Genomic DNA, 19,959 nt, shown 5'->3' with positions numbered 1-19,959 from the left:
CTTTTTTTTGCTATGGCATTTCCAAAAGGCATCTTCGAACTTGTAGACTCTTTATACCAACAAGGTGTAAATGAGGCGGTTATATGCCCAGGCTCCAGAAATGCCCCCTTAATGATCGCCTTAACCCGCCACGGCGGTTTCAAATGTTATTCCATTGCAGATGAACGTTCGGCAGGATTTTTTGGTCTTGGGATCGCCCTTAAAACGGGTCGTCCCGTCATACTTTGCTGCACCTCAGGCTCAGCTGGATTAAATTTTGCACCTGCCGTGGTCGAAGCTTTCTTTCAAGAAGTTCCGCTAATTGTTTTAACAGCTGATCGTCCCAAAGAGTGGATTGGCCAATGGGATGGACAGACGATTTACCAAGAAAACCTATTTGGAAAGCACGCAAAGGCCTTTTTTGATTTTGAAACGGATGATTGCTCTGCTGCTCCGTTGACTGCTTTAGCGGAACCGAAAGGCCCTGTACAGATTAATGTACCCATTAGTGAGCCGTTTTATCCGGAGCCAGGTTTTGTCTTACCGAAAGCAGAAAAAAGAGTAGAGATTAGAGAGTATAGAGTAGAGAATTTGATAGATTTTTCGTATTTCAACCAAGAAATAGCCTCTGCTGAAAAAATCCTAGTGACCGTAGGCCAAATGGAACACAATTCGATCTTCGAAACACTTTCGGCGTACGGAATTCCAGTAATAGGAGATGCGACGTCGAATTGCGGGAGTACGATTGCGCACGATTTGCTCTTAGCCGACGAATCAGTATGGCCAGCCTTACAACCTGATTTGCACATTCACTTCGGGAAATCCTTTGTTTCGAAGCGAATTAAGCAGTTTTTACGCTCACACAAGCCAAAACAATCGTGGCTCATTCACCCGAATCCGATCGGAAGACCAGACCCTTTCTTGTGTTTGACTCACGTGGTAAATACAGATGCTGAAAGCTTTATGGAAGGTGCTGAATGGACTACTAAATCTTGGAACACCTGGAATTCAGCCAAAATCACTTCATTGCAAGCTGAATTCTTCGCCCAACCCAAATGGACGGAGTTACATTTGTATAACCAAGTAACAGAGGCGATTGAGCAAGAATCAGCCGAAGTACATATCGCTAACTCATTAGCTGTCAGATACATTAACTGGACATTGGCGAAATTCATAAAAACCGAAGTATTCTCTAATCGAGGCACTTCTGGAATCGATGGATGCCTAAGTACAGCAGTAGGAGCCGCTCAAAAGACAGACAAGTTATGTATTTCCATCATTGGGGATGTAGCCTTTCAATACGACCGGAATGCACTTTGGAATCATTACATTCCTGCGAACTTGCGCATCATCGTCTTTAATAATGGGGGCGGGGGCATTTTCCGCAACCTAGAAGGAGCAAAAGACCTTCCTGAACTGGATGAATTTATGGAAACACGCCAAGGGTTTACCGCTGAAAATACAGCCAAAGACGCTGGAATAAGCTATTATTCTGCCTCGAACCCAAGTGAATTAGACTTCAACGCTTTCCTACATAACCAAGGAGCGGCGCTCCTAGAAATTCACACGAATTCGATAGAAAACGCGGCAGAATTGAAAAAGTATATGGCCTTATTTAAGGCTTGATTTAGCCTGAATTTTGGCCCAATTCTTTAAATACAACGCATTTTTCGGATCCTTTTCCAACGCTTTCTTCACATAAGAAGCAGCTAAATCCCATTGCATTCGCTGAATAGCAAGGTAACCGAGGTTATTATTCAAAAGATCTTGGTATTTGCCTGACTTCAAGGCCTTCTTGAAAACAGCTTCCGCTAAATCGATTTCATTCATCTCTTGCAATACAACGCCCTTATTAATCAAGGTTTCTACTGAAGTCGAATCAAGTGATAAAGATCTGTCATAGGAAGATAAGGAACCTGATAAATCGGCCTTTTGAAGTAAAATATCACCTTTTAAGGTCCAGTTAGCGGCAGAATCAGGGAAAATTTTAACCAACGTTTCTACTGCATTTACGGCTTCGTCCGATTGCTGTAAGGTTTGAAGCATTTCCGCCTTTTTAAAGAGGGCAGGAGCGAATTTCGAATCCAATTCTGTTGCCTTCGAAAAGTCGGCTAAGGCCTCTTCATTCTTTTCTAAGATTTGGAACACTAAACCCCGGTTATAATAGGCATCAGAGAAATCTGGACGCTTCTCAATCGCCTCCGAATACCATTTAATGGCCTCATGATACTCTTTTTCTTTCCATTTCGCATTTCCACGTAAAAAGAAGGCGCTCGATTCGCGTTTCTCTTCTTCGGAAGAATTGGAACAGCTAAATAGGCAAATAGAGGCAAAAAAGAATAGTAAGTATTTCATAGGGCTAAAAGAAAGTTCAATTTAAATAATTCAAATTTCATTCGCATCTTTGTAGCTTAATTAAATGTAAAATTATGGCATACGCAGAAATGTTAACCGATAAAGGGTTAATGAAAATCGAATTCTACACAGAGGATGCACCTATCCACGTAAAAAACTTCATCGACTTAGCTGAAAAGGGCTTTTATGATGGAATTACTTTTCACCGCGTAATCAATGATTTCGTGATCCAAGGAGGTTGTCCAGACGGAACAGGAGCAGGTGGCCCAGGCTACACGATTCCTTGCGAATTAACGGGAAATAACCAATTCCACGATCGTGGGGTTCTATCAATGGCACACCGTGGACCTAACACCGGTGGTTCTCAATTCTTTATTTGCCACTCACGTAACAATACGGCACACTTAGACCGTAAGCACACCTGTTTTGGTAAAGTAGTAGAAGGGTTAGAAGTGATCGATTTAGTGCGTGAAGGAGATAAAATCCAAAGCGTTAAAATCATTCAAGACTAATGCATTTTATCAAGGAAATAAGCCATCCACAGATGCGTATTTCGCTTTTCGAGTGGAATTCGAAATACATCGTGAAGTTTGAGACTCCGCATTTAGAGCAGAGCTACAAGTATTCCGTGATGGACTTTTCCTCCCAAAATGAAATAGAGGAGCTGGTATCCAGCTCCTCCTTTCAAGATTTCGTCTTACAGACCTTTAAAAATATGTATGCCGAAATGGCCAAACAGGCAGATTAATTCCCGCCTAACCATTTATGGCGTAATTTCAATTGCGCTTCCGTCGGTGTAGCCTCAGATTCAATCACAAATGCCTTTAAAGGCGTCTGTTGCACAGCCACTAAGAACGTACGCTCCATTCCATCTCTTTTAACAGAGAATACTAACGAATCACCCGGTTTCTTATCAGCTAACAATTTATCCATTCCTGGGAAATCAGCCCCATTCACTTTCAATACTTCATCACCTACGTTTAGCCCTGCTACATAGGCTGCACCACCTTTATAAACCGAAGTGACGCGACCAGCTGCAATACCAACTCCGATATAAGGAACCGTCTTAGCTACATTTGCATCCGAAAATTGATAGCCAAAAGCCTTAAACATAGCCGCATAAGCCGGGGTCTTCACTCCGTAAATATGGGTTTTAAAGAACTCAGCCGCTGATGCACCTGCCACTTTGGAGAAAGCATCCTCTAATTCTTGATCAGTAAATCCGCGACCAGCTTTTAGATAATAGGTTTGGTATAAAAACTTAAATACATCATCTAAGCATTTAGCTCCTTTTGTTTGTTGAATGATCCACATATTCAAAACTCCCCCTAATAAAGAACCTTTATCATAATAAGAAACGGAAGCATTACGCGAGTTTTCGTTCGGGCGGTAATACTTAATCCACGCATCCCAGCTCGATTCCGCCGCAGATTCCACTTGATTACCCGGTGTATTTTCCACACCCGCAATTTCTTCGCCAAGCGCTTTGATATAATCCGCCGTAGAAACCATACCGGTACGTTGATTGATTACGTCTGCATAATAGCTCGTAATACCCTCTGAGAACCATAAATTGTGCGTATAGTTCTCGTTTTCATAGTCAAATGGCCCAAGTGCTTTGGGACGAATACGTTTTACATTCCAAAGGTGGAAATACTCGTGCGCTAACAAATTCATAATTCCTTGGTAGCCTTTCGTCGTTTCATAATTAGAACGAGTCACTTGACAAGTCGTTGAATACAAGTGCTCTAGACCGCCACCACCGCGATTTAGGTTGTGAATGATGAACAAATAATGATCGCAAGGATGTTCTCCTACTACTTTCTGCGCCTCTTCCGCCATCTTCTGTACATCCGCTAAAAATTTAACTGAATCAACTTTAGCGGGGCCATAAAAGGCGATTTGGTGCGGAATATTATTCACTTTGAAGTTCCAAACCTTGTGATTTCCAATCTCGATAGGGGAGTCAATCAATTCATCCAGGTTCTTTGCTATGAAATTGAATCCACCTACATTTTTCATGGCAGTAGAAACCTTTTTAAAGTCTTTGTGAGGGACAATCGTCAATTCCTGAGGCTGAGCAGCAAATTTAGGGGCATACATCAATACACTAGCCGGATTAATGTAGCCGTGCGCATCGTCCAAGAAGGAAGTACGAACTGACATTTCATACGCATACACGCGGTAATGAACAGAAACTTGCTTTAAACCTGGGCTTAAGGCGATACGCCAGGTATTTTTGCTAATCTTCGAAATAGCGACTTTAGAGCCATTCGATTCAGCGCTAACCGATTCTACATTTTTCGCAAATTCCCGTATTAAATAGGAGCCAGGTGTCCAGGCTGCCATTTTAAGATCGAAAAATTTAATTTCTTTACTGACGTCTACTGTTGTTTTCACCTCAAAATAATGAGAGAAAGGTTCAGACATACTGATTTCGTGTTTAATCGGTCCAGCAAAACAGCCAAATGAGACGATTACACTAAGGAATAGTAGTTTTAAATTCATTTTGTTATTTGTTGAGAAATAGATTTAGGTAAAATTATAAAAATCAGCCGTATAGTCTAGCATGTGCTATTTTTTTCCAAATAATTCTAAATGACGGAACAATTAATTCACATAAAAATCGTATTATTGTTTAGTCGTGACTATTGACAATAAACCTATGGTATTTAAATCTTCCTTTTACTGCCTCGTCCTATTTTTATCCCTACATTTCTCGTCTTTTGCGCAGCAATCTCTGGCTTTTGAGAGCAATCAGATCCATTATAGTTTAGGCAAAGAGTATTTTGAGGCACAAAACTATGTCGCAGCTCGCGAAGAATTCGCGAACTTTTTAGGTAGACAAACCGACGTAACTAAAAACGAGGTGATCATGGCAGAATACTACCAAGTATTGTGCGCACTTTATTTAAATCAACCTGAAATTGATGTGCTAGGCTACCATTTCAGCTTAAATCATCCGAATACACCTCAAAGTAATGTATTGTTTAGAAAAATCGGATTGTATTTCTATGATATTGCAAATTATGCAAAAGCGATTCGCTACCTCGAAAATTCCTCTTTAGGAAACGTAGAATCCCGTTATAAATTAGGCGTTGCCTATTTTGAGACCAAAGATTTCGATAATGCCCTTGCTTTATTCAATGAAGTAAAAACAGATCCAGATGAGGAATATGCCTTCTCTGCGGCCTACTATGCAGGTGTCATTCATTACCAACAAAAGAACTACTTAGAAGCCATTGCTGATTTTAAAAAGTCCAATGGCCATTCGAAATACCGCAAAGATCTGCCTTATTGGTTGATTTCATCGTATCAACAAACGGCTCAATGGGATGAACTTTTGAAATATGCGGAGCCTATCATTTCCACTCACCCAGATTTAGCCCTTTTAGTAGCAGAGGTTCAATTTAAGAAAGGCTTATATGCTAAGGCAGCGAAGAGCTTCAGCGATTATTTAAAAGAGCATAAAAACGAAGCGGCCTCTTATAAAAAAGGTTTTGCCTTATATACCATCGATAAATACGAAGACGCGATTCAAACAATTAGTGGATTATTGAAAAATGATTCATTAGGCCAAAAAGCGTACTACTTGCAAGGTTTAGCTCAATTAAAATTGGGTAAAAAAACGGAGGCAGCAGAATCATTCAATCAATCAGGCGCACTTGCTTTTGATTCGAATCAGCAAGAGGAAGCCCAATTTAAGTCTATCAGCATTGCTATTGACCTAGGCAATTGGTTGAAAGGGTTAAAATCAATTGCGCAATTTGGCAAAACCTATCCATCAAGCTCCTTTACTGCAGCTTACCAAAGTTTCGCCGCAGATGCTATCCTTAAATTACCTGAATTAGCTCCAGCTACCGATTTTATGAAATCAGGTGTACCGATTTCGGAAGAATTGAAAGTGGCTTACCAAACATTAACCTATAACTTAGGTATCAAAGCATACAACAAAGAACAGTACAAGGAGGCTATTTCCTACTTTGATAAAGCGATTTCACAAGCGGCTAATCAAAATGTAACGGATGAGGCTTCATTTGGAAAGGCAGAATGTCTATCTCAATTGAAAGACTTTGAGGCTGCCATCCTAGTCTATAAACCGTTGCTTTCTGGCAAGCATTCGGCAGATTTCTTACAAAGAAATCGCATTGGAATTGCATATGCCTATTTCTCCGTGAAGGATTTCACGAATGCGAATACGTATTTTAAGACTTATGTAGATCAATTAAAGGCGAATCCGAATGGAAAAGCGAATGCAAATGCCGTTTTACGTTTAGCTGACACGTATTTAGTGGCGAAAAACTACACAGAGGCCCTGACTTATTATAATCAAGCGATTGAAAATGCGAAGACGGAGAAGGATTATGCGATGTACCAAAAAGGAATCACGCTAGTCTACCTTGAACGAGACACAGAAGCAAAGGCGACGTTCCAGGCTTTGAAAAAATCATTCCCTAACACGAAGTTTGGCGATGATGCGAGTTTCCAAGAGAACTTGATTTCCTTCCGCACAGGCAAATATGCGGAAGCCATTGCAGGCTTTACCGATTTGATCAACAATCAGCCGAATAGTCCTTATTACGCTGAATCCATCTTAAAAAGAGCGCAATCGTATTCTAACTCGAAGCAACCAGAGAAGGCCATTACAGATTACAAGGTAGTGATCGAGAAATACTCGAAAGAGGCTTTCGCGAAAGATGCGGTGGCCGGTTTACAAGAGGAATTGAATGAAGTAGGTCGTCCAGAAGAGATGAGCGCCTATTTGAGCATCTATCAAAGCGGTAGCCTAAACGAAGAAGAGAAGACCGATTTAGAGTACCAAGCGGCCAAAGGAATCTATTTAGGCGAGAAATACGATAAGGCAATTGAGCCTTTGAAGAAATTCGTGGAGCATTTCCCGGCGGATGAGCGCGTTTCTGAAGTGACCTATTTAATCGCAGATGCGGCTAATCGTTCGAATAACAAAGCTTTGGCTTTCCAATTCTACAAAAAGGTCATCGAGCAAAATGTTCACCCATCCTTGAATTCGGTCATTACAAAGGTGGCTGATATCGAATTTGATTCCGCTTCTTACAGAGAGGCCATTGGCCATTACCGACTATTAAAAGAGAAAGGAGTTGATTCGACTCTTATTCAACGTTCAAATAAGCGCATTTTAGAGTCTTTCATTCAATTAAAAGAGCTTGATTCAGCTATGATTGCTTATGCGGATTACCACACGCTTGCTGTAAAAGAAGCGGAAGCTTTAGAAGAGGCTGCGCTTAAATACCTGGATATCATTCAATTGAATAATGCGAAAGGCAATTATGCTACATCGAATGAAATGATTCTAGATAAATTCAGAAATGAATTTGCAGAGGTTTCAGATGCGACACTAGGGAAGGCCTATTTGATTTTGGCCAAAAACCTATTCGAATTAAAGAACCTAGCTCAGGCGAAAGCTACCTTAAAATCCATTATTGACAATTCAGAGGACAAAGAAAGCGTAGAAGCTGCTAAAGCCCTTTTGAAAACCTATTTCCCTAAATAATGCATATGAGATTCCCATCCAAAATCGTTTTAGCATCCTCTTTCAGCCTGATTTCCATCTTAACCTATGGTCAACAGAAAAAGGAAGGTACTATCCAAAATGAAGAATTTGTCACGGAAAAGGTGCGTAAAATTGAGGTGCAGCCTACGATGAGTCGTTCATTTGAGGCTTTGAATGAAATTCCGGACTACAGTAAAGACCACAAAGTTGATTTCAATTTTGACCTTTCTAAGCCGCAGGCACTTGTTTTACCTGGCATTCAAACGAATGTGCTAGGCCCAAGAACAGGGGAGGAACTTAAATCTCCTTTTGCCTCCATGGCGAAAAACTCCATTAAAATCGGAGCTGGTAATTATGGTCATACCTTATTGAATGGCCATTTTGGCTATAATCCTACGGCCAAAGAATTGCGTGGATTGTACATCAATCACGATGCAAACTCGATGGGACCCACAGATAATGCCTTTTCGAGTCGCTCAGAGAATGAAGTGAAAATTTACAGCCAATCCCTTTGGTCTAAAGCCTTATTGAAAGGTTCATTGGATTACCGCCGTATCGCGACGAATTTTTACGGTAAAGAAAGCATACCTGCGAACACGCCAGAAGATGCTTTTGGGGTACATTACGATCAGATTAAGTTCAATGGCGATATTTATAGCCAAACAGAAGGCAAGAAATTCTCTTACCAGGCTGGCACCGAATTCTCGTCTTTAGCGGGAAATTTAGCTCCTAAAGAGTGGATGTCAACTTCTTACATAAAGGCAAATTATGCGATTTCGGAAGGATTATCGCTTCGCATTAATGGAGATGCCATCTTATCTAACTTCACGAGCAATACGTCAACAAATCGCAATTTCTTCCGCTTGAAACCAAGTTTATCTTATGATGTTTTACCACGTTTAAACCTGCAAGCGGGCATTAATGCGGTACAAGATGAGGAATTGCGGATTTACCCAAGTGTACAAGTTCGCTTCCGTGCGAATGACTTCATTCGTTTATTCGCTGGATTTGAAGGCGATACGCAGTTTAACTCCTACCGCAGCAGCTTGTTAACTAACCCTTGGCTTTCTCAAGCAATCACCTTGCAAAATACCCAACAAAAATGGGCCGTAGCAGGTGGCTTAACGGGAACAAACGAACGCAATGTACATTACGAATTGAAAGCTACTTATGGAGAATATGCTAAAATGGCCTTCTTCACAGCCTCAGCAGCTGACTTGTCTCAATTTGATATCCAATATTCTAACGCAGATGCAGCTGTATCGGTCCTTTCCCTACAGGCAAATGTGAAGATGACAGTCACAGATAAAATCCAGTCAGACTTACAAGTGGATTATACGAATTACGGAAACCTGGGTAATTTCTTATACGCCTATCACCGTCCTAATGTCCAGATCGCTTGGAGAAATACCATCGCAGTGCTACCTAAATTCAAAATTTCACCAGAAATCTATTATGTAGGAGGACTATATGGCTTTAATCCAAGAACCCAAAAGGCGACTACATTGGATAACATCGTGGATCTCAATGTAAAAGGGGAGTATGCAATTACAGAGAAATTCACGGCTACTTTATCTGCGAATAATATATTGGGAAAAAATTACCAGCGATATTTATTTTATCCAACACAAGGTTTTAACTTTACAGCAACTCTCGCATATTCATTTTAAGAATGACTGAATTTTATACCTTTCTTGAGCACTTACTTTACGAACACGAATGTGTGATTATTCCACAATTTGGTGGATTCGTTGTGAATGCACAAGATTTTCAGTTCAATGCGAAGGAAGGAAAGATCTATCCCAAAAGAAAATGCGTCGCCTTTAATGAGAAACTAAAAACAGATGATCGTTTCTTAACGACGGAATGGGCTAAAAAACTGTCTATCTCACAAAAAGAGGCTTCTATTGAAATAACAGCCATTTCGAAGGAATTAAAATCCCAAATATCCAATCAAGGCTATTTGACTATAGGAGAATTAGGAGCGTTTACCTTGAATTCGGAAAACCGCTTGTCCTTCTCTCCAAATCCAGATTTTAATGCGGATTTGTCCGTTTTTGGACTGTTCCCAGTAGGTTTAGGTCATACCTTACCTAAAGAGAAAAAAACTGTGCTCGAAGTAGTGCCGGTGGCAGAAGATCTTCCAAGTTATACTCCAGAACCTTCACCTATCAAGGTCAGCAGATCTACTTACGTTTATGCGCTAATTGCCTTTATCATAGGAGGTTTGGGTGCATTTTTCCTGACAGAACCTTCTAGCCAACAATCGCAGAGTTCTTTAAATCCGATTAAAATAGAGAAAAAAGTAGCCTCTCCAGTAGCAGTTGCAGCACCTGTGGTTCCAGCCCCAGTTCAAGTAGATTCTGTTCAGAAAAAAGTAGTCGAAGCACCAACTGAAGTAGCTCCTACGAATCAAGATGTGATCTATTTAATAGCCGCGAGCTTTCAATCATTAAAACAAGCGGAGAAAGGGTTAAAAGAATTCAAATCGCGTGGTTTTGACCAAGCGGAGATTATCTTAAAGGACGAGCAGACTAAATTTTACCGCATTAGCTTAGGTACAGAGCATTCGATGGATGCGGGTTATGCCAAAGCTAGTGAATTAAAAGCGTCCAAGAAAGTAGACATTTGGGTGTATAAGGCGCTATAAGATATGAACCAACGCATCGAACAACAAGCAATAGAACGCAAAAACCAACGAAAAGCCTTGGCGATCACGATCGTGATTCAAGGTTTGTTGTTCTTGTTGTTTTGGTATGCTAAGATCTGGTCCGCAGAAGAAATGAAGCTGGAATTACCAGAACCTGGTTTCGAAGTAAATTACGGGACAGATGACGAGGGTGGCGGAAATGTACAATCCTATAATCAAGCGAGTGATTTGCCTAATAATGACGAATCACAACCAGCGGAAAAAGAAACAGAAGTTGCTTCGGTTACCAAAGCAAAACCGACGCCTAGCTCGAAAGAAACAGTCATTTCTTCGGTAGTTAAAAGCCCAGTGAGCATTTCTGAGAATACAAAAAAGACAACCACCGTTTCCACAAAGCCGACACCTGAGCCAGAAGAGAAAATTGACGAGGGTGCTTTATTCAAGAAAAAAACAACCAGCAATGGTACACGTGGCACCAATCCAAATCCAGGAGGAAACTCGAATGGTCCAGATGCTGGAAAAATAGGGGATAAAGGTAGCCCGAACGGAAAAATCAACAATTCAACGAATTATTCCGGTAATGGCGGAAGCGGAGATGGTTCTGGGTCTTCTTCTGTGAATATCTCAGGCTGGAGAATTGCTAATCGTCCTAACGTCAAAGATGATACAGGTGAAACGGGTATGATTCGATTCACGATCAAAATCGATGAGGATGGAAATATTATCAAATTAGTGATTGCGGAGAATTCATTCTCTAATTCTTTGGCGCAGAAATACAAAAGAGCCATCGAAAAATCTAAATTCATCAAAACGTCTTCAGGCCCAAGCCCGAAAGAAGCGACCGGGTCTATCACCTTCCGCGTAGGAGAAAGATAGGCATCCGATGAATTATTCCGAGTCCATTTCCTTTTTGTATGCACAATTGCCGGTATTTCACCGGGAGGGCGCTAAAGCCTATAAACCTGGTTTAGGCAATATAGAGGCGCTTTGTGAAATCATGGGTCAACCGCAGGATTATTTTAAGTCTTTGCACATTGCTGGCACAAATGGAAAGGGGAGTTCGTCCCATTTTATGGCTTCTATTCTTCAGGAACACGGTTATAAGGTGGGTTTATACACATCTCCTCATCTTCATTCCTTTACTGAACGAATTAAAATCAATGGAATTCAGGTCGCTGAAGAATGGGTGGCTGATTTTGTCACGAACCATCAAAATCTCATTGAAAAAGTCCGTCCGTCTTTTTTTGAATGGACCGTCATTATGGCCTTCACCTATTTCAAGGAACAGCAGGTCGATTATGCAATCATTGAAACGGGCTTAGGCGGTCGATTGGATTCAACGAACATCATTTCGCCTTTGGCCTGTTTAATTACCAATATCAGTTTTGACCACCAGGATTTGCTAGGGGATACCTTAGAAAAAATTGCGTCCGAAAAGGCTGGTATCATTAAATCAAATACGCCGGTAACCATTAGTGAAAAACAGCTAGAAACGTCTGAGGTTTTCCTTGCCAAAGCTTCCTCTGTAAATGCCCCTTTACAATTTGCTTCAGATGTAGTGAGCGCATCGGATTTCACTTTCACAAGCCCCACTTGGGGTGAAATGAACGTAAATAGCCCTTACAAAGGCCATTACCAGCAAAAAAACATCCGTGGTGTTTTGGCTTGGTGTGAGCAGATTCAAACCATCATTCCTCTTGAAGGGGAAAAAATCAGGAATGGTATTCAGCAAACCCGAGTGAATACCGGTTTACAAGGCCGCTGGGAAATTTTAGGGGAAAGTCCTAAAATCATTGCTGACACGGGACATAACAAAAGTGGCATAACAGAGATTATGCAACAAATAAAACAGGAAGGTTTCGATCATTTGACCATTATTCTCGGTATGGTGGCAGATAAGGACATCGATTCGGTCTTATCCTTGTTTCCAAAAGAGGCCAGCTACTATTTTTGCCAAGCAAACAACCCGAGAGCAATCTCCGCTTTAGAACTTCAAAAATTAGCAGCATCTAAAGGACTGAATGGTAATGTCATTCCTTCCGTGAACGCGGCCATTGCCCTAGCTAAATTAAATTCAAAATCATCAGATGGGATTCTCATCTGTGGATCTACCTATCTCGTAGGAGAAATTACCTTTTAATTCGCGTACCCTTGAGCAGAAGAAAAACAGCCAAATACAATTTAGCCATCGCCTTAGATAATGTCATCCAAAGTCCGAAACCCATTTTCGGAACCTTGGCTGGTAAATGGAAATCGGATTACTTTAAAAATGACAGCTCATTAGTTTTAGAACTTGGCTGTGGCCGAGGAGAATACACGAATGGCTTAGGTAAACTATTTCCCGAGATGAATTTCATCGGAGTTGATGTTAAAGGAGATCGATTAGCACAAGGAGGGAGAGCTGCGAGAGAACTTGAATTAACGAACACTGCGTTTCTTCGCATCCATATGCAAGAGATAGACGAACAGTTTGCGGAAAATGAAGTCGATGAAATTTGGATCACTTTTCCGGACCCTCGTCTTCGAGATCGTGATGAGAAACGCCGCCTCACTTTTCACACTTTTCTGAATCGCTACAAGAAAATCTTAAAGCCTGGAGGTATTCTTCACCTTAAAACCGATTCTTTGCCTTTCTTCGAATTTTCAGAGGGCTCGCTAACTGAAAATGGTTGGGACATCATCGTCAAGACGAATGATTTATACACTTCCGAATGGATGGACGATCACTTTGGAATCAAAACACGCTTCGAGGAGATGTTCTACGAAAAAGGATTTAACATCAATTACCTCAGAGCTATAAATGCGAAATAAAAAAAGCCTCTCGAATGAGAGGCTTTTTCATTTATGTCAAACAAGTTGATTAACCTACGCGAGCGATCAAATCTGCTGCACGAGATGAATAACCAAATTCGTTATCATACCAACCTACTACTTTCACTAAGTTACCCATCGCTGTTGTTAACTTAGAATCTAAGATACAAGAGTGTTGGTTTCCGATGATATCGATAGATACGATTTCATCTGTAGTGAATTCTAAGATACCTTTCATTGGGCCATCAGCAGCAGCTTTTAAAGCAGCGTTGATTTCAGCAACTGTAGCTTCTTTCTTTAATACTACGGTAAAATCTGTAACAGATCCATCAGGAGTAGGAACACGCATTGCGTTACCATCTAATTTACCTTTCAAGTGAGGTAATACTAAACCTACCGCTTTAGCAGCACCTGTAGATGTAGGAATGATAGAATATGCTGCAGCACGAGAACGACGTAAATCGGAGTGAGGTGCATCTTGTAAGTTTTGATCCGCTGTATAAGCGTGAACTGTAGTCATGAATCCTTTTTCGATTCCAAACGCATCATCTAACACTTTAGCCATTGGAGCTAAACAGTTAGTTGTACAAGATGCATTAGAGATAATCGTCATATCATCCGTTAATGTATCATCATTAACACCTAAAACAACTGTAGGAATATCACCTTTAGCAGGAGCGGAGATGATTACTTTACGAGCACCAGCAGTTAAGTGTTGACCAGCACCTTCTTGATCGATGAAACGACCAGTAGATTCTAAAACCACATCTATTCCTAAAGCACCCCAAGGTAATTGCTTAGGATCACGTTCTGCAAAAGCTTTAATCACGTTACCATTAACAGTAATGCTGTCAGCATCAGAAGTAACAGTTCCATTAAAACGACCGTGAACTGAATCATACTTTAGTAAGTGTACCAAAGTAGCATTGTCAGTTAAATCGTTAATAGCAACGATTTCCACATTTTCTTTTTCCAATAAACGACGGAAAGTAAGTCGACCGATACGACCAAAACCATTAATAGCAACTTTAATTTTTTTCATTGAATAAATTAATTTGATTTCATACAAAGACCAAATATAGCATTTAAAATGTATTATTCCAAGAGAGATAGGATAAAATAAACCCAATTAAACGTTTACAAGGCCTATTTTACAAAAGTAAATCAGGATATTTTAATTTAGTCATAAAGCTAATTATGTAGTTTTTGTATAAAATTTACTCGGATACGTTTTTTATTCAAACTTTTTTCGCATATTTGTATAAGAAATAAATGCTCCAGATCGATGGGGTAGGAGAGTGACAGAATGTCACTTGTCTTTTTAGCTAATTTTCTAGCACAATTTACCAAAATATTATTTTGCATCGATGCGTAACTGATTGATAATCAGCTAAATGACTTATTAAAGTTGAAGTTAAATTTAGTTCGATTTTTTAGCGTTTTTTCGCTCTCATCGCCAGCAGGCTTCGATTTTATTTCCACTGATCTGGGGAAGCCAAGCCTTTTTTGATTAATTTGCATCTTCATTTATTGCATATCATTTTTATGAATTCATTAGAAAATAGTATTGTAGCTGCCTGGGACAACCCGGAGCTTCGTTCGAAGGCTGAAACCATCGAGGCGATTGAAAAAGTCGTAGACTTAGTGGATAAAGGAGAATTGCGAACCGCAGAACCTAAGGCTGATGGTAGTTGGCAAGTGAATGAATGGGTAAAGAAAGCAATCGTAATGTATTTCCCTATTCGCCAAATGGCCGTTTCTGAAGTGGGTATCTTCGAATTCCACGACAAAATGAAATTGAAATCGAATTACAAAGAGTTAGGCGTTCGTGTTGTTCCTCCAGCTGTAGCCCGTTATGGTGCATTTTTAGCTAAGGGAACCATCCTAATGCCTTCTTACGTGAATATTGGAGCATATGTAGACGAAGGAACCATGGTGGACACCTGGGCTACGGTTGGATCCTGCGCTCAAATCGGGAAACACGTACACTTGAGTGGTGGTGTGGGTATCGGTGGTGTATTAGAACCACCTCAAGCTTCTCCTGTTATTATTGAAGACGGAGCTTTTATTGGTTCTCGTTGTATCGTAGTGGAAGGTGCACACATTGGTAAAAAAGCCGTTTTAGGTGCTGGAGTAACCATTACTGGTTCTTCTAAGATCATCGATGTTTCAGGCCCTGAGCCAGTTGAATACATCGGTTATGTACCAGAAAACTCGGTTGTTATTCCAGGTAGCATCCAAAAGACCTTTGCAGCTGGAACCTATGGCGTACCCTGTGCCTTAATCATTGGTAAAAGAAAAGAAAGTACAGACTTAAAAACATCACTTAATCAAGCATTAAGAGAGAATAACGTAGTCGTTTAGTCAACAACAAGAATAAATGCCCGGTTCACAGCCGGGCTTTTTTTATGGAAAATGAATTGAAAATTGGTGAATACAATCACCTTCGTATTATCAAAGAAGTACCTTTTGGCCTCTATTTAGATGGTTACGAAGATGAAATCCTATTACCCTTACAATACGTCCCAGAAACGTATGAAATCGATTCATCGATTGATGTTTTCATCTACCGAGATTCAGAAGACCGCATCATTGCCACTACTTTAAAACCCTATGCCACCATTAAGCAATTCGCTTATTTGGAGGTTAAATCAGTTACACCACTAGGGGTATTCTTAGAATGGGGATTAGCGAAGGACTTATTTGTTCCCTTCAGTCAACAATACCAAAAAATGGTGGTAGGCAAATTCTACCTCGTTTACATTTACCTAGATGCCCAAACAGATCGCATCGTCGCTTCTGCCAGAATAGAAAACTTCTTGCCTGCCTTTATAGAGGAGGAAGAAAATCGTTTTGCACCTGGTACAAAAATCGAAGCTGTTCCATTTGAATACACTGACCTAGGTATTAAATGCTTAGTTGACAATTGTAAAATTGGAATGCTATTCAAAAATGAGATATTTACAAATGTAACATTAGGCGAAAATACATTTGTCTACATTGAAAATTTGCGAGAGGACGGGCGCCTGGATTTACGTTTGGAACCAGTGGGACGTGTACGTTTAGATGCACAAGTAGAGAAAGTCTTGCAGGCAATTAAGGATAACAAAGGCGTCTTGTATCTACACGATAAAAGCCCAGCCGAAGATATCTACGATCAGTTAGGGATGTCTAAAAAGGATTTCAAGAAAGCTATTGGAGGATTATACAAAAGTAAACTGATTGCACTTCACTCTGACTGTGTGTCACTTTTGTAAACTCATTTCATTTGCTTAAAATTTCAATTTGTAAACTTGATTAGATTGTTTAAATTTGTAACATATCAATCAAGTTTACAAAAATGAATCTAAGCGGAAAGATCGAATTGTTAATTCAAGTAAAGAAACTAAGTGCATCTCAGTTTGCGGATACTTTAGGAATTCCTCGTAGTAGTATCTCTCACATTCTCTCAGGAAGAAATAAGCCTAGCTTAGATGTCGTACAAAAGATTCTCATTGCTTTCCCTGAAATTCCCGCGGAAGAGTTATTAGATGATAAACGCGATTTATCTATTTCGGCACCCGCTCCTAAAGCAGCTCCTTCTCCGGTCGCATCTACTCCATCTCTTTTTGATGCCATTATACCTAGCGCGCCAGAATCGCCTAAAAATAATTTACCTGAACAAACGATCGTACAATCGAATCTCAGACGCCCTAGAGAAAGTAGCCCAAAAGCAAGCCAACCAGTGGTGTCAGCTCCAACTACTACCGCTCATCTCGCTAAAAAGATTGAACGAGTACTGATTTTTTATACAGATGGTACTTTCTCTGAAAGTAAACCTCAATAAGTGAGATAAGAATTGTAAACAAAACAGGACTTATCCACAGAAACCTTTTGAGTTATCCACAAGTTATCCACACTTGTGCACAATTGTATTTTCAGTTTTCCACATTTTCCACAAAGAACGCTTATTGCTAGAGACCCATTAATTGTTTAATTTTAATAAATTGAATACATAAAATGGAAAAACTAGACTCATTGAACCAGGTGGCTCAATTCCACACGACCTTTGGAGCCCCTATACTTAATCAACCCACCATACCTGCTGCAGAACGTTGCAATCTACGTGTTAGCCTGTTAGCAGAAGAATTAGATGAATTGAAAGAAGCGATAGCCGCTAATGATTTAGTAGAGGTAGCTGATGCACTTTGTGATCTTCAATATGTATTATCTGGGGCGGTTTTAGAGTTTGGACTAGGTGAAAAATTCGTCGAATTATTCAATGAAGTGCAGCGTTCTAATATGTCTAAAGCGTGTGCATCCTTAGAAGAAGCTGAATATACCGTGAAATTTTACCAAGATAAAGATGGTACAGAAGCGGAGATAAAAGAAGAAAACGGTGTTTGGAAAGTGTATCGTAAGGCCGATAATAAAGTACTAAAGTCAATTAATTACTCTCCAGCGGACTTGAAATCCATCCTAAAATGATCAAAATACTCCTCATAGAAGACGAACCTAAAACTGTTCAATCCCTGAAACAAGGATTAGAAGAGAACAGCTATGAGGTGGAAGTGGCCTATGACGGGACCATCGCGAAGCAATTAGCCTTGCGAAATAATTACTCCTTAATTGTATCAGACATTATTATTCCAGGTATCAATGGCCTTGAATTATGTAAACAGTTGAGAGCAGAAGGAATTCAGACACCTATCTTAATGCTGACTGCATTAAGTACTACAGATGACAAACTACTAGGTTTTGATGCGGGTGCAGATGATTATCTGGGCAAACCCTTTGATTTTAAAGAGTTTTTGGCCCGTATTAAAGCATTATTAAAACGTTCATCTCAGACTCAATTAGATGCACAGGTACTGAAATTTGCAGATTTAGAGATGGATCTTATCAGTAAATTAGTCACGCGTTCTGGACAGTCTATTAATTTGACCTCCAAAGAGTTTCAATTACTGGAATACTTCCTTAGAAACCAAGAAATGGTGATTTCGAAGGCTCAAATAGCTGAGAATATTTGGGAAGTAGAGGATGAAAATAGCTCGAATTTGATCGAAGTTTATGTTAATTACTTGCGTAAAAAGGTCGATAAAGGCTTTTCTAGTAAGTTGATTCACACCCAATTTGGTAGAGGATATATCCTTAAAAACGAATAATTATGCAGATTAGATCCAGGCTGACCTACCAGTTTACCTACCTCGTTTCTGCGATTTTATTCGTATCCTATTTTGTCATCTACATCTTCACGCAAGAGAATTACAAGGACAAATTTTATAGCCGTTTACGCCAAAAAGCGAACACAACGGCTCAACTATTGGTCAACGTAAACCAGGTTGACTCCAAATTAATGGGGATCATCGGGCAAACCAACCGCGATTTATTGTACCGGGAGAGTATTTTGGTATACGATTTATGCAACGAGCGAATCTACGCCTCGAACGATAGCATCAACCTCCACATCGATGTAGATCTCATTAAACAAGTCCGCCAAAAGCAAGAAATACGCTTTCAACGGGAAGATATCGAGGTTCTTGGTACTGTTTTCGCCACGCCACAGGGCCGTTTAGTCGTTTTTGCGGGAGCAGTGGATCAATATTCGGCGGAGAATGCGAAAGATTTAAAAAACATCCTAATCGCGCTATTTCTCTTATTTATCCTCATTGTAGTGCTGTCAGGCTGGTTTTTTGCGGGTCAAGCAGTCAATCCAATCTCTGAAGTAATCCAACAAGTGGATAAATTATCGCCCAAACGCCTGGAAGAACGCCTCAAATCGCCTGATTTTGAGGACGAAATAGGGAAGATGGTGTCTACGGTCAACCGATTATTAGAACGCATTGAGAACGCCTTTAAATTACAAAAGACCTTTATTGCGAACGTTTCACACGAATTAAAGAATCCATTAACTAAAATTTCGTCCCAATTAGAAGTAAGTCTTTTGAAAGAAAGAGAGACTGGGGATTATAAAAATACCATCAGCTCCGTATTAGAAGACACCCAAGAATTAGCCGCGATCACGGAATCTTTATTAGAATTGAATAAACTAAGCTTATCCGACAGCCAGGCAGGATTTAATGAATGGAGAATCGACGAAATCCTTTGGGAAGCAAGAAGTTTAACCCAAAAACTCAACTCCGCCTACAAAGTCAGCATCGACACCTCACACATGCCAGAGGACGAGGAAATGCTATTAATCAAGGCAGATGACAAACTAATTTTAACGGCCATTAAGAATTTGATGGAGAATGCGTGCAAATTCAGCCCATCCAAATCTGCGCAAGTTAGCTTCAAGAATTCCGGAAATTCCATACAAATTTTCGTTAGAAACGAAGGAAAAGGCATCCCCGCGAACGATTTACCCTACATATTCCAACCGTTCTTTAGAGGCGAAAATACAGCCTCTTCTAAGGGCTACGGCATCGGTTTATCTCTCGTTGAACGTATCGTTCAATTACACAATGGCCAAATCTCAGTGGTTTCTGTGCCAGATTCGTTTACGGAGTTTACGGTAACGTTTCACGTTAGTAATCAGTAGTCAGTGGACAGTAGTCAGGAAATAGATTAGAGAGTATAGAGTAAAGATGAATTAACATACAGTTTACTGGATACTGATTACTGATTACTGGATACTTGATTACTGGATACTGCC

At 40.2% G+C, this 19,959-nt stretch carries 18 protein-coding genes; 15 read left to right on the top strand and 3 right to left on the bottom strand.

From position 1 onward, the window contains the following. The first annotated feature begins 12 nt into the window (after positions 1-12). On the top strand, positions 13-1,605 hold the full coding sequence (gene menD, locus G9X62_RS09610; RefSeq protein ID WP_223130498.1) for a 2-succinyl-5-enolpyruvyl-6-hydroxy-3-cyclohexene-1-carboxylic-acid synthase: 1,593 nt from the start codon (positions 13-15) through the stop codon (positions 1,603-1,605). On the opposite strand, the gene G9X62_RS09605 is transcribed toward menD, so the two are convergent. Continuing rightward, positions 1,591-2,334, bottom strand: a complete 744-nt coding sequence (locus G9X62_RS09605; RefSeq protein ID WP_223130497.1) for a tetratricopeptide repeat protein — start codon at positions 2,332-2,334, stop codon at positions 1,591-1,593. The genes menD and G9X62_RS09605 overlap by 15 nt on opposite strands. A gap of 74 nt (positions 2,335-2,408) precedes the next feature. Here G9X62_RS09605 and G9X62_RS09600 point away from each other — a divergent pair, with 74 nt between their 5' ends. Both G9X62_RS09600 and G9X62_RS09595 read left to right on the top strand, forming a co-directional pair. Next, positions 2,409-2,846 carry a peptidylprolyl isomerase gene (locus tag G9X62_RS09600; protein ID WP_223130496.1) on the top strand — a complete coding sequence of 146 codons (438 nt, stop codon included), beginning with the start codon at positions 2,409-2,411 and terminating at the stop codon, positions 2,844-2,846. Further along, positions 2,846-3,082: a hypothetical protein gene (locus tag G9X62_RS09595; RefSeq protein ID WP_130896454.1), complete on the top strand. Its 237-nt coding sequence runs from the start codon at positions 2,846-2,848 to the stop codon at positions 3,080-3,082. Before G9X62_RS09600 ends, G9X62_RS09595 begins: the two co-directional genes overlap by 1 nt. Here the strand turns inward: G9X62_RS09595 and G9X62_RS09590 are convergent. Continuing rightward, positions 3,079-4,842: a M61 family metallopeptidase gene (locus G9X62_RS09590; protein WP_223130495.1), complete on the bottom strand. Its 1,764-nt coding sequence runs from the start codon at positions 4,840-4,842 to the stop codon at positions 3,079-3,081. The two genes, G9X62_RS09595 and G9X62_RS09590, sit on opposite strands and share 4 nt — an antisense overlap. Positions 4,843-4,999: 157 nt before the next feature. Between G9X62_RS09590 and G9X62_RS09585 the strand changes: the two genes are divergently transcribed. The 6 genes from G9X62_RS09585 to trmB are packed head-to-tail and all read left to right on the top strand — an operon-like array spanning position 5,000 to position 13,325. Beyond that, the gene (locus G9X62_RS09585) at positions 5,000-7,864 is read left to right on the top strand and encodes a tetratricopeptide repeat protein (protein ID WP_223130494.1); all 2,865 of its coding nucleotides are present in this window, start codon (positions 5,000-5,002) and stop codon (positions 7,862-7,864) included. 5 nt (positions 7,865-7,869) lie between these two features. Next, positions 7,870-9,534, top strand: coding sequence for a TonB-dependent receptor (locus G9X62_RS09580; protein ID WP_223130493.1), 1,665 nt, complete (start codon positions 7,870-7,872; stop codon positions 9,532-9,534). Between the two features lie 2 nt (positions 9,535-9,536). Next, positions 9,537-10,514 carry an HU domain-containing protein gene (locus G9X62_RS09575; protein WP_223130492.1) on the top strand — a complete coding sequence of 326 codons (978 nt, stop codon included), beginning with the start codon at positions 9,537-9,539 and terminating at the stop codon, positions 10,512-10,514. A 3-nt stretch (positions 10,515-10,517) separates the two neighbouring features. Continuing rightward, a complete protein-coding gene (locus tag G9X62_RS09570) occupies positions 10,518-11,390 on the top strand; it encodes a hypothetical protein (protein WP_223130491.1) in 873 nt (290 codons plus the stop codon). A 7-nt stretch (positions 11,391-11,397) separates the two neighbouring features. Next, entirely contained in the window at positions 11,398-12,654 is a 1,257-nt protein-coding gene (locus G9X62_RS09565) for a bifunctional folylpolyglutamate synthase/dihydrofolate synthase (RefSeq protein ID WP_223130490.1), read from the top strand. An 11-nt stretch (positions 12,655-12,665) separates the two neighbouring features. Further along, the gene (trmB, locus tag G9X62_RS09560; RefSeq protein ID WP_223130489.1) at positions 12,666-13,325 is read left to right on the top strand and encodes a tRNA (guanosine(46)-N7)-methyltransferase TrmB; all 660 of its coding nucleotides are present in this window, start codon (positions 12,666-12,668) and stop codon (positions 13,323-13,325) included. Between the two features lie 49 nt (positions 13,326-13,374). Here the strand turns inward: trmB and gap are convergent, their stop codons facing one another. Next, positions 13,375-14,367, bottom strand: a complete 993-nt coding sequence (gap, locus tag G9X62_RS09555) for a type I glyceraldehyde-3-phosphate dehydrogenase (protein ID WP_223130488.1) — start codon at positions 14,365-14,367, stop codon at positions 13,375-13,377. Between the two features lie 503 nt (positions 14,368-14,870). On the opposite strand from gap, the gene G9X62_RS09550 reads away from it, so the two are divergent. The 6 genes from G9X62_RS09550 to G9X62_RS09525 all read left to right on the top strand — a co-directional run bounded on the left by G9X62_RS09550 (position 14,871) and on the right by G9X62_RS09525 (position 19,845). Further along, positions 14,871-15,689, top strand: a complete 819-nt coding sequence (locus G9X62_RS09550; protein WP_223130487.1) for a 2,3,4,5-tetrahydropyridine-2,6-dicarboxylate N-succinyltransferase — start codon at positions 14,871-14,873, stop codon at positions 15,687-15,689. A 44-nt stretch (positions 15,690-15,733) separates the two neighbouring features. Then, positions 15,734-16,582, top strand: coding sequence for a CvfB family protein (locus tag G9X62_RS09545; protein WP_223130486.1), 849 nt, complete (start codon positions 15,734-15,736; stop codon positions 16,580-16,582). Positions 16,583-16,665: 83 nt separating this feature from the next. Next, a complete protein-coding gene (locus tag G9X62_RS09540) occupies positions 16,666-17,151 on the top strand; it encodes a helix-turn-helix domain-containing protein (RefSeq protein ID WP_223130485.1) in 486 nt (161 codons plus the stop codon). A gap of 173 nt (positions 17,152-17,324) precedes the next feature. After that, positions 17,325-17,792, top strand: a complete 468-nt coding sequence (locus tag G9X62_RS09535; RefSeq protein WP_223130484.1) for a pyrophosphohydrolase domain-containing protein — start codon at positions 17,325-17,327, stop codon at positions 17,790-17,792. Continuing rightward, positions 17,792-18,469 (top strand): response regulator transcription factor, encoded by a 678-nt coding sequence (locus G9X62_RS09530; protein WP_223131847.1) that lies wholly within the window; start codon positions 17,792-17,794, stop codon positions 18,467-18,469. Before G9X62_RS09535 ends, G9X62_RS09530 begins: the two co-directional genes overlap by 1 nt. A gap of 2 nt (positions 18,470-18,471) precedes the next feature. Continuing rightward, entirely contained in the window at positions 18,472-19,845 is a 1,374-nt protein-coding gene (locus G9X62_RS09525; protein ID WP_223130483.1) for a sensor histidine kinase, read from the top strand. Positions 19,846-19,959: the final 114 nt, after the last annotated feature.

This window comes from Aquirufa lenticrescens (genome assembly GCF_019916085.1).
Lineage (GTDB): Bacteria > Bacteroidota > Bacteroidia > Cytophagales > Spirosomataceae > Aquirufa > Aquirufa lenticrescens.
Note: the sequence above shows the minus strand (reverse complement) of the source record. Positions and strands in the feature narration are given on the sequence as shown.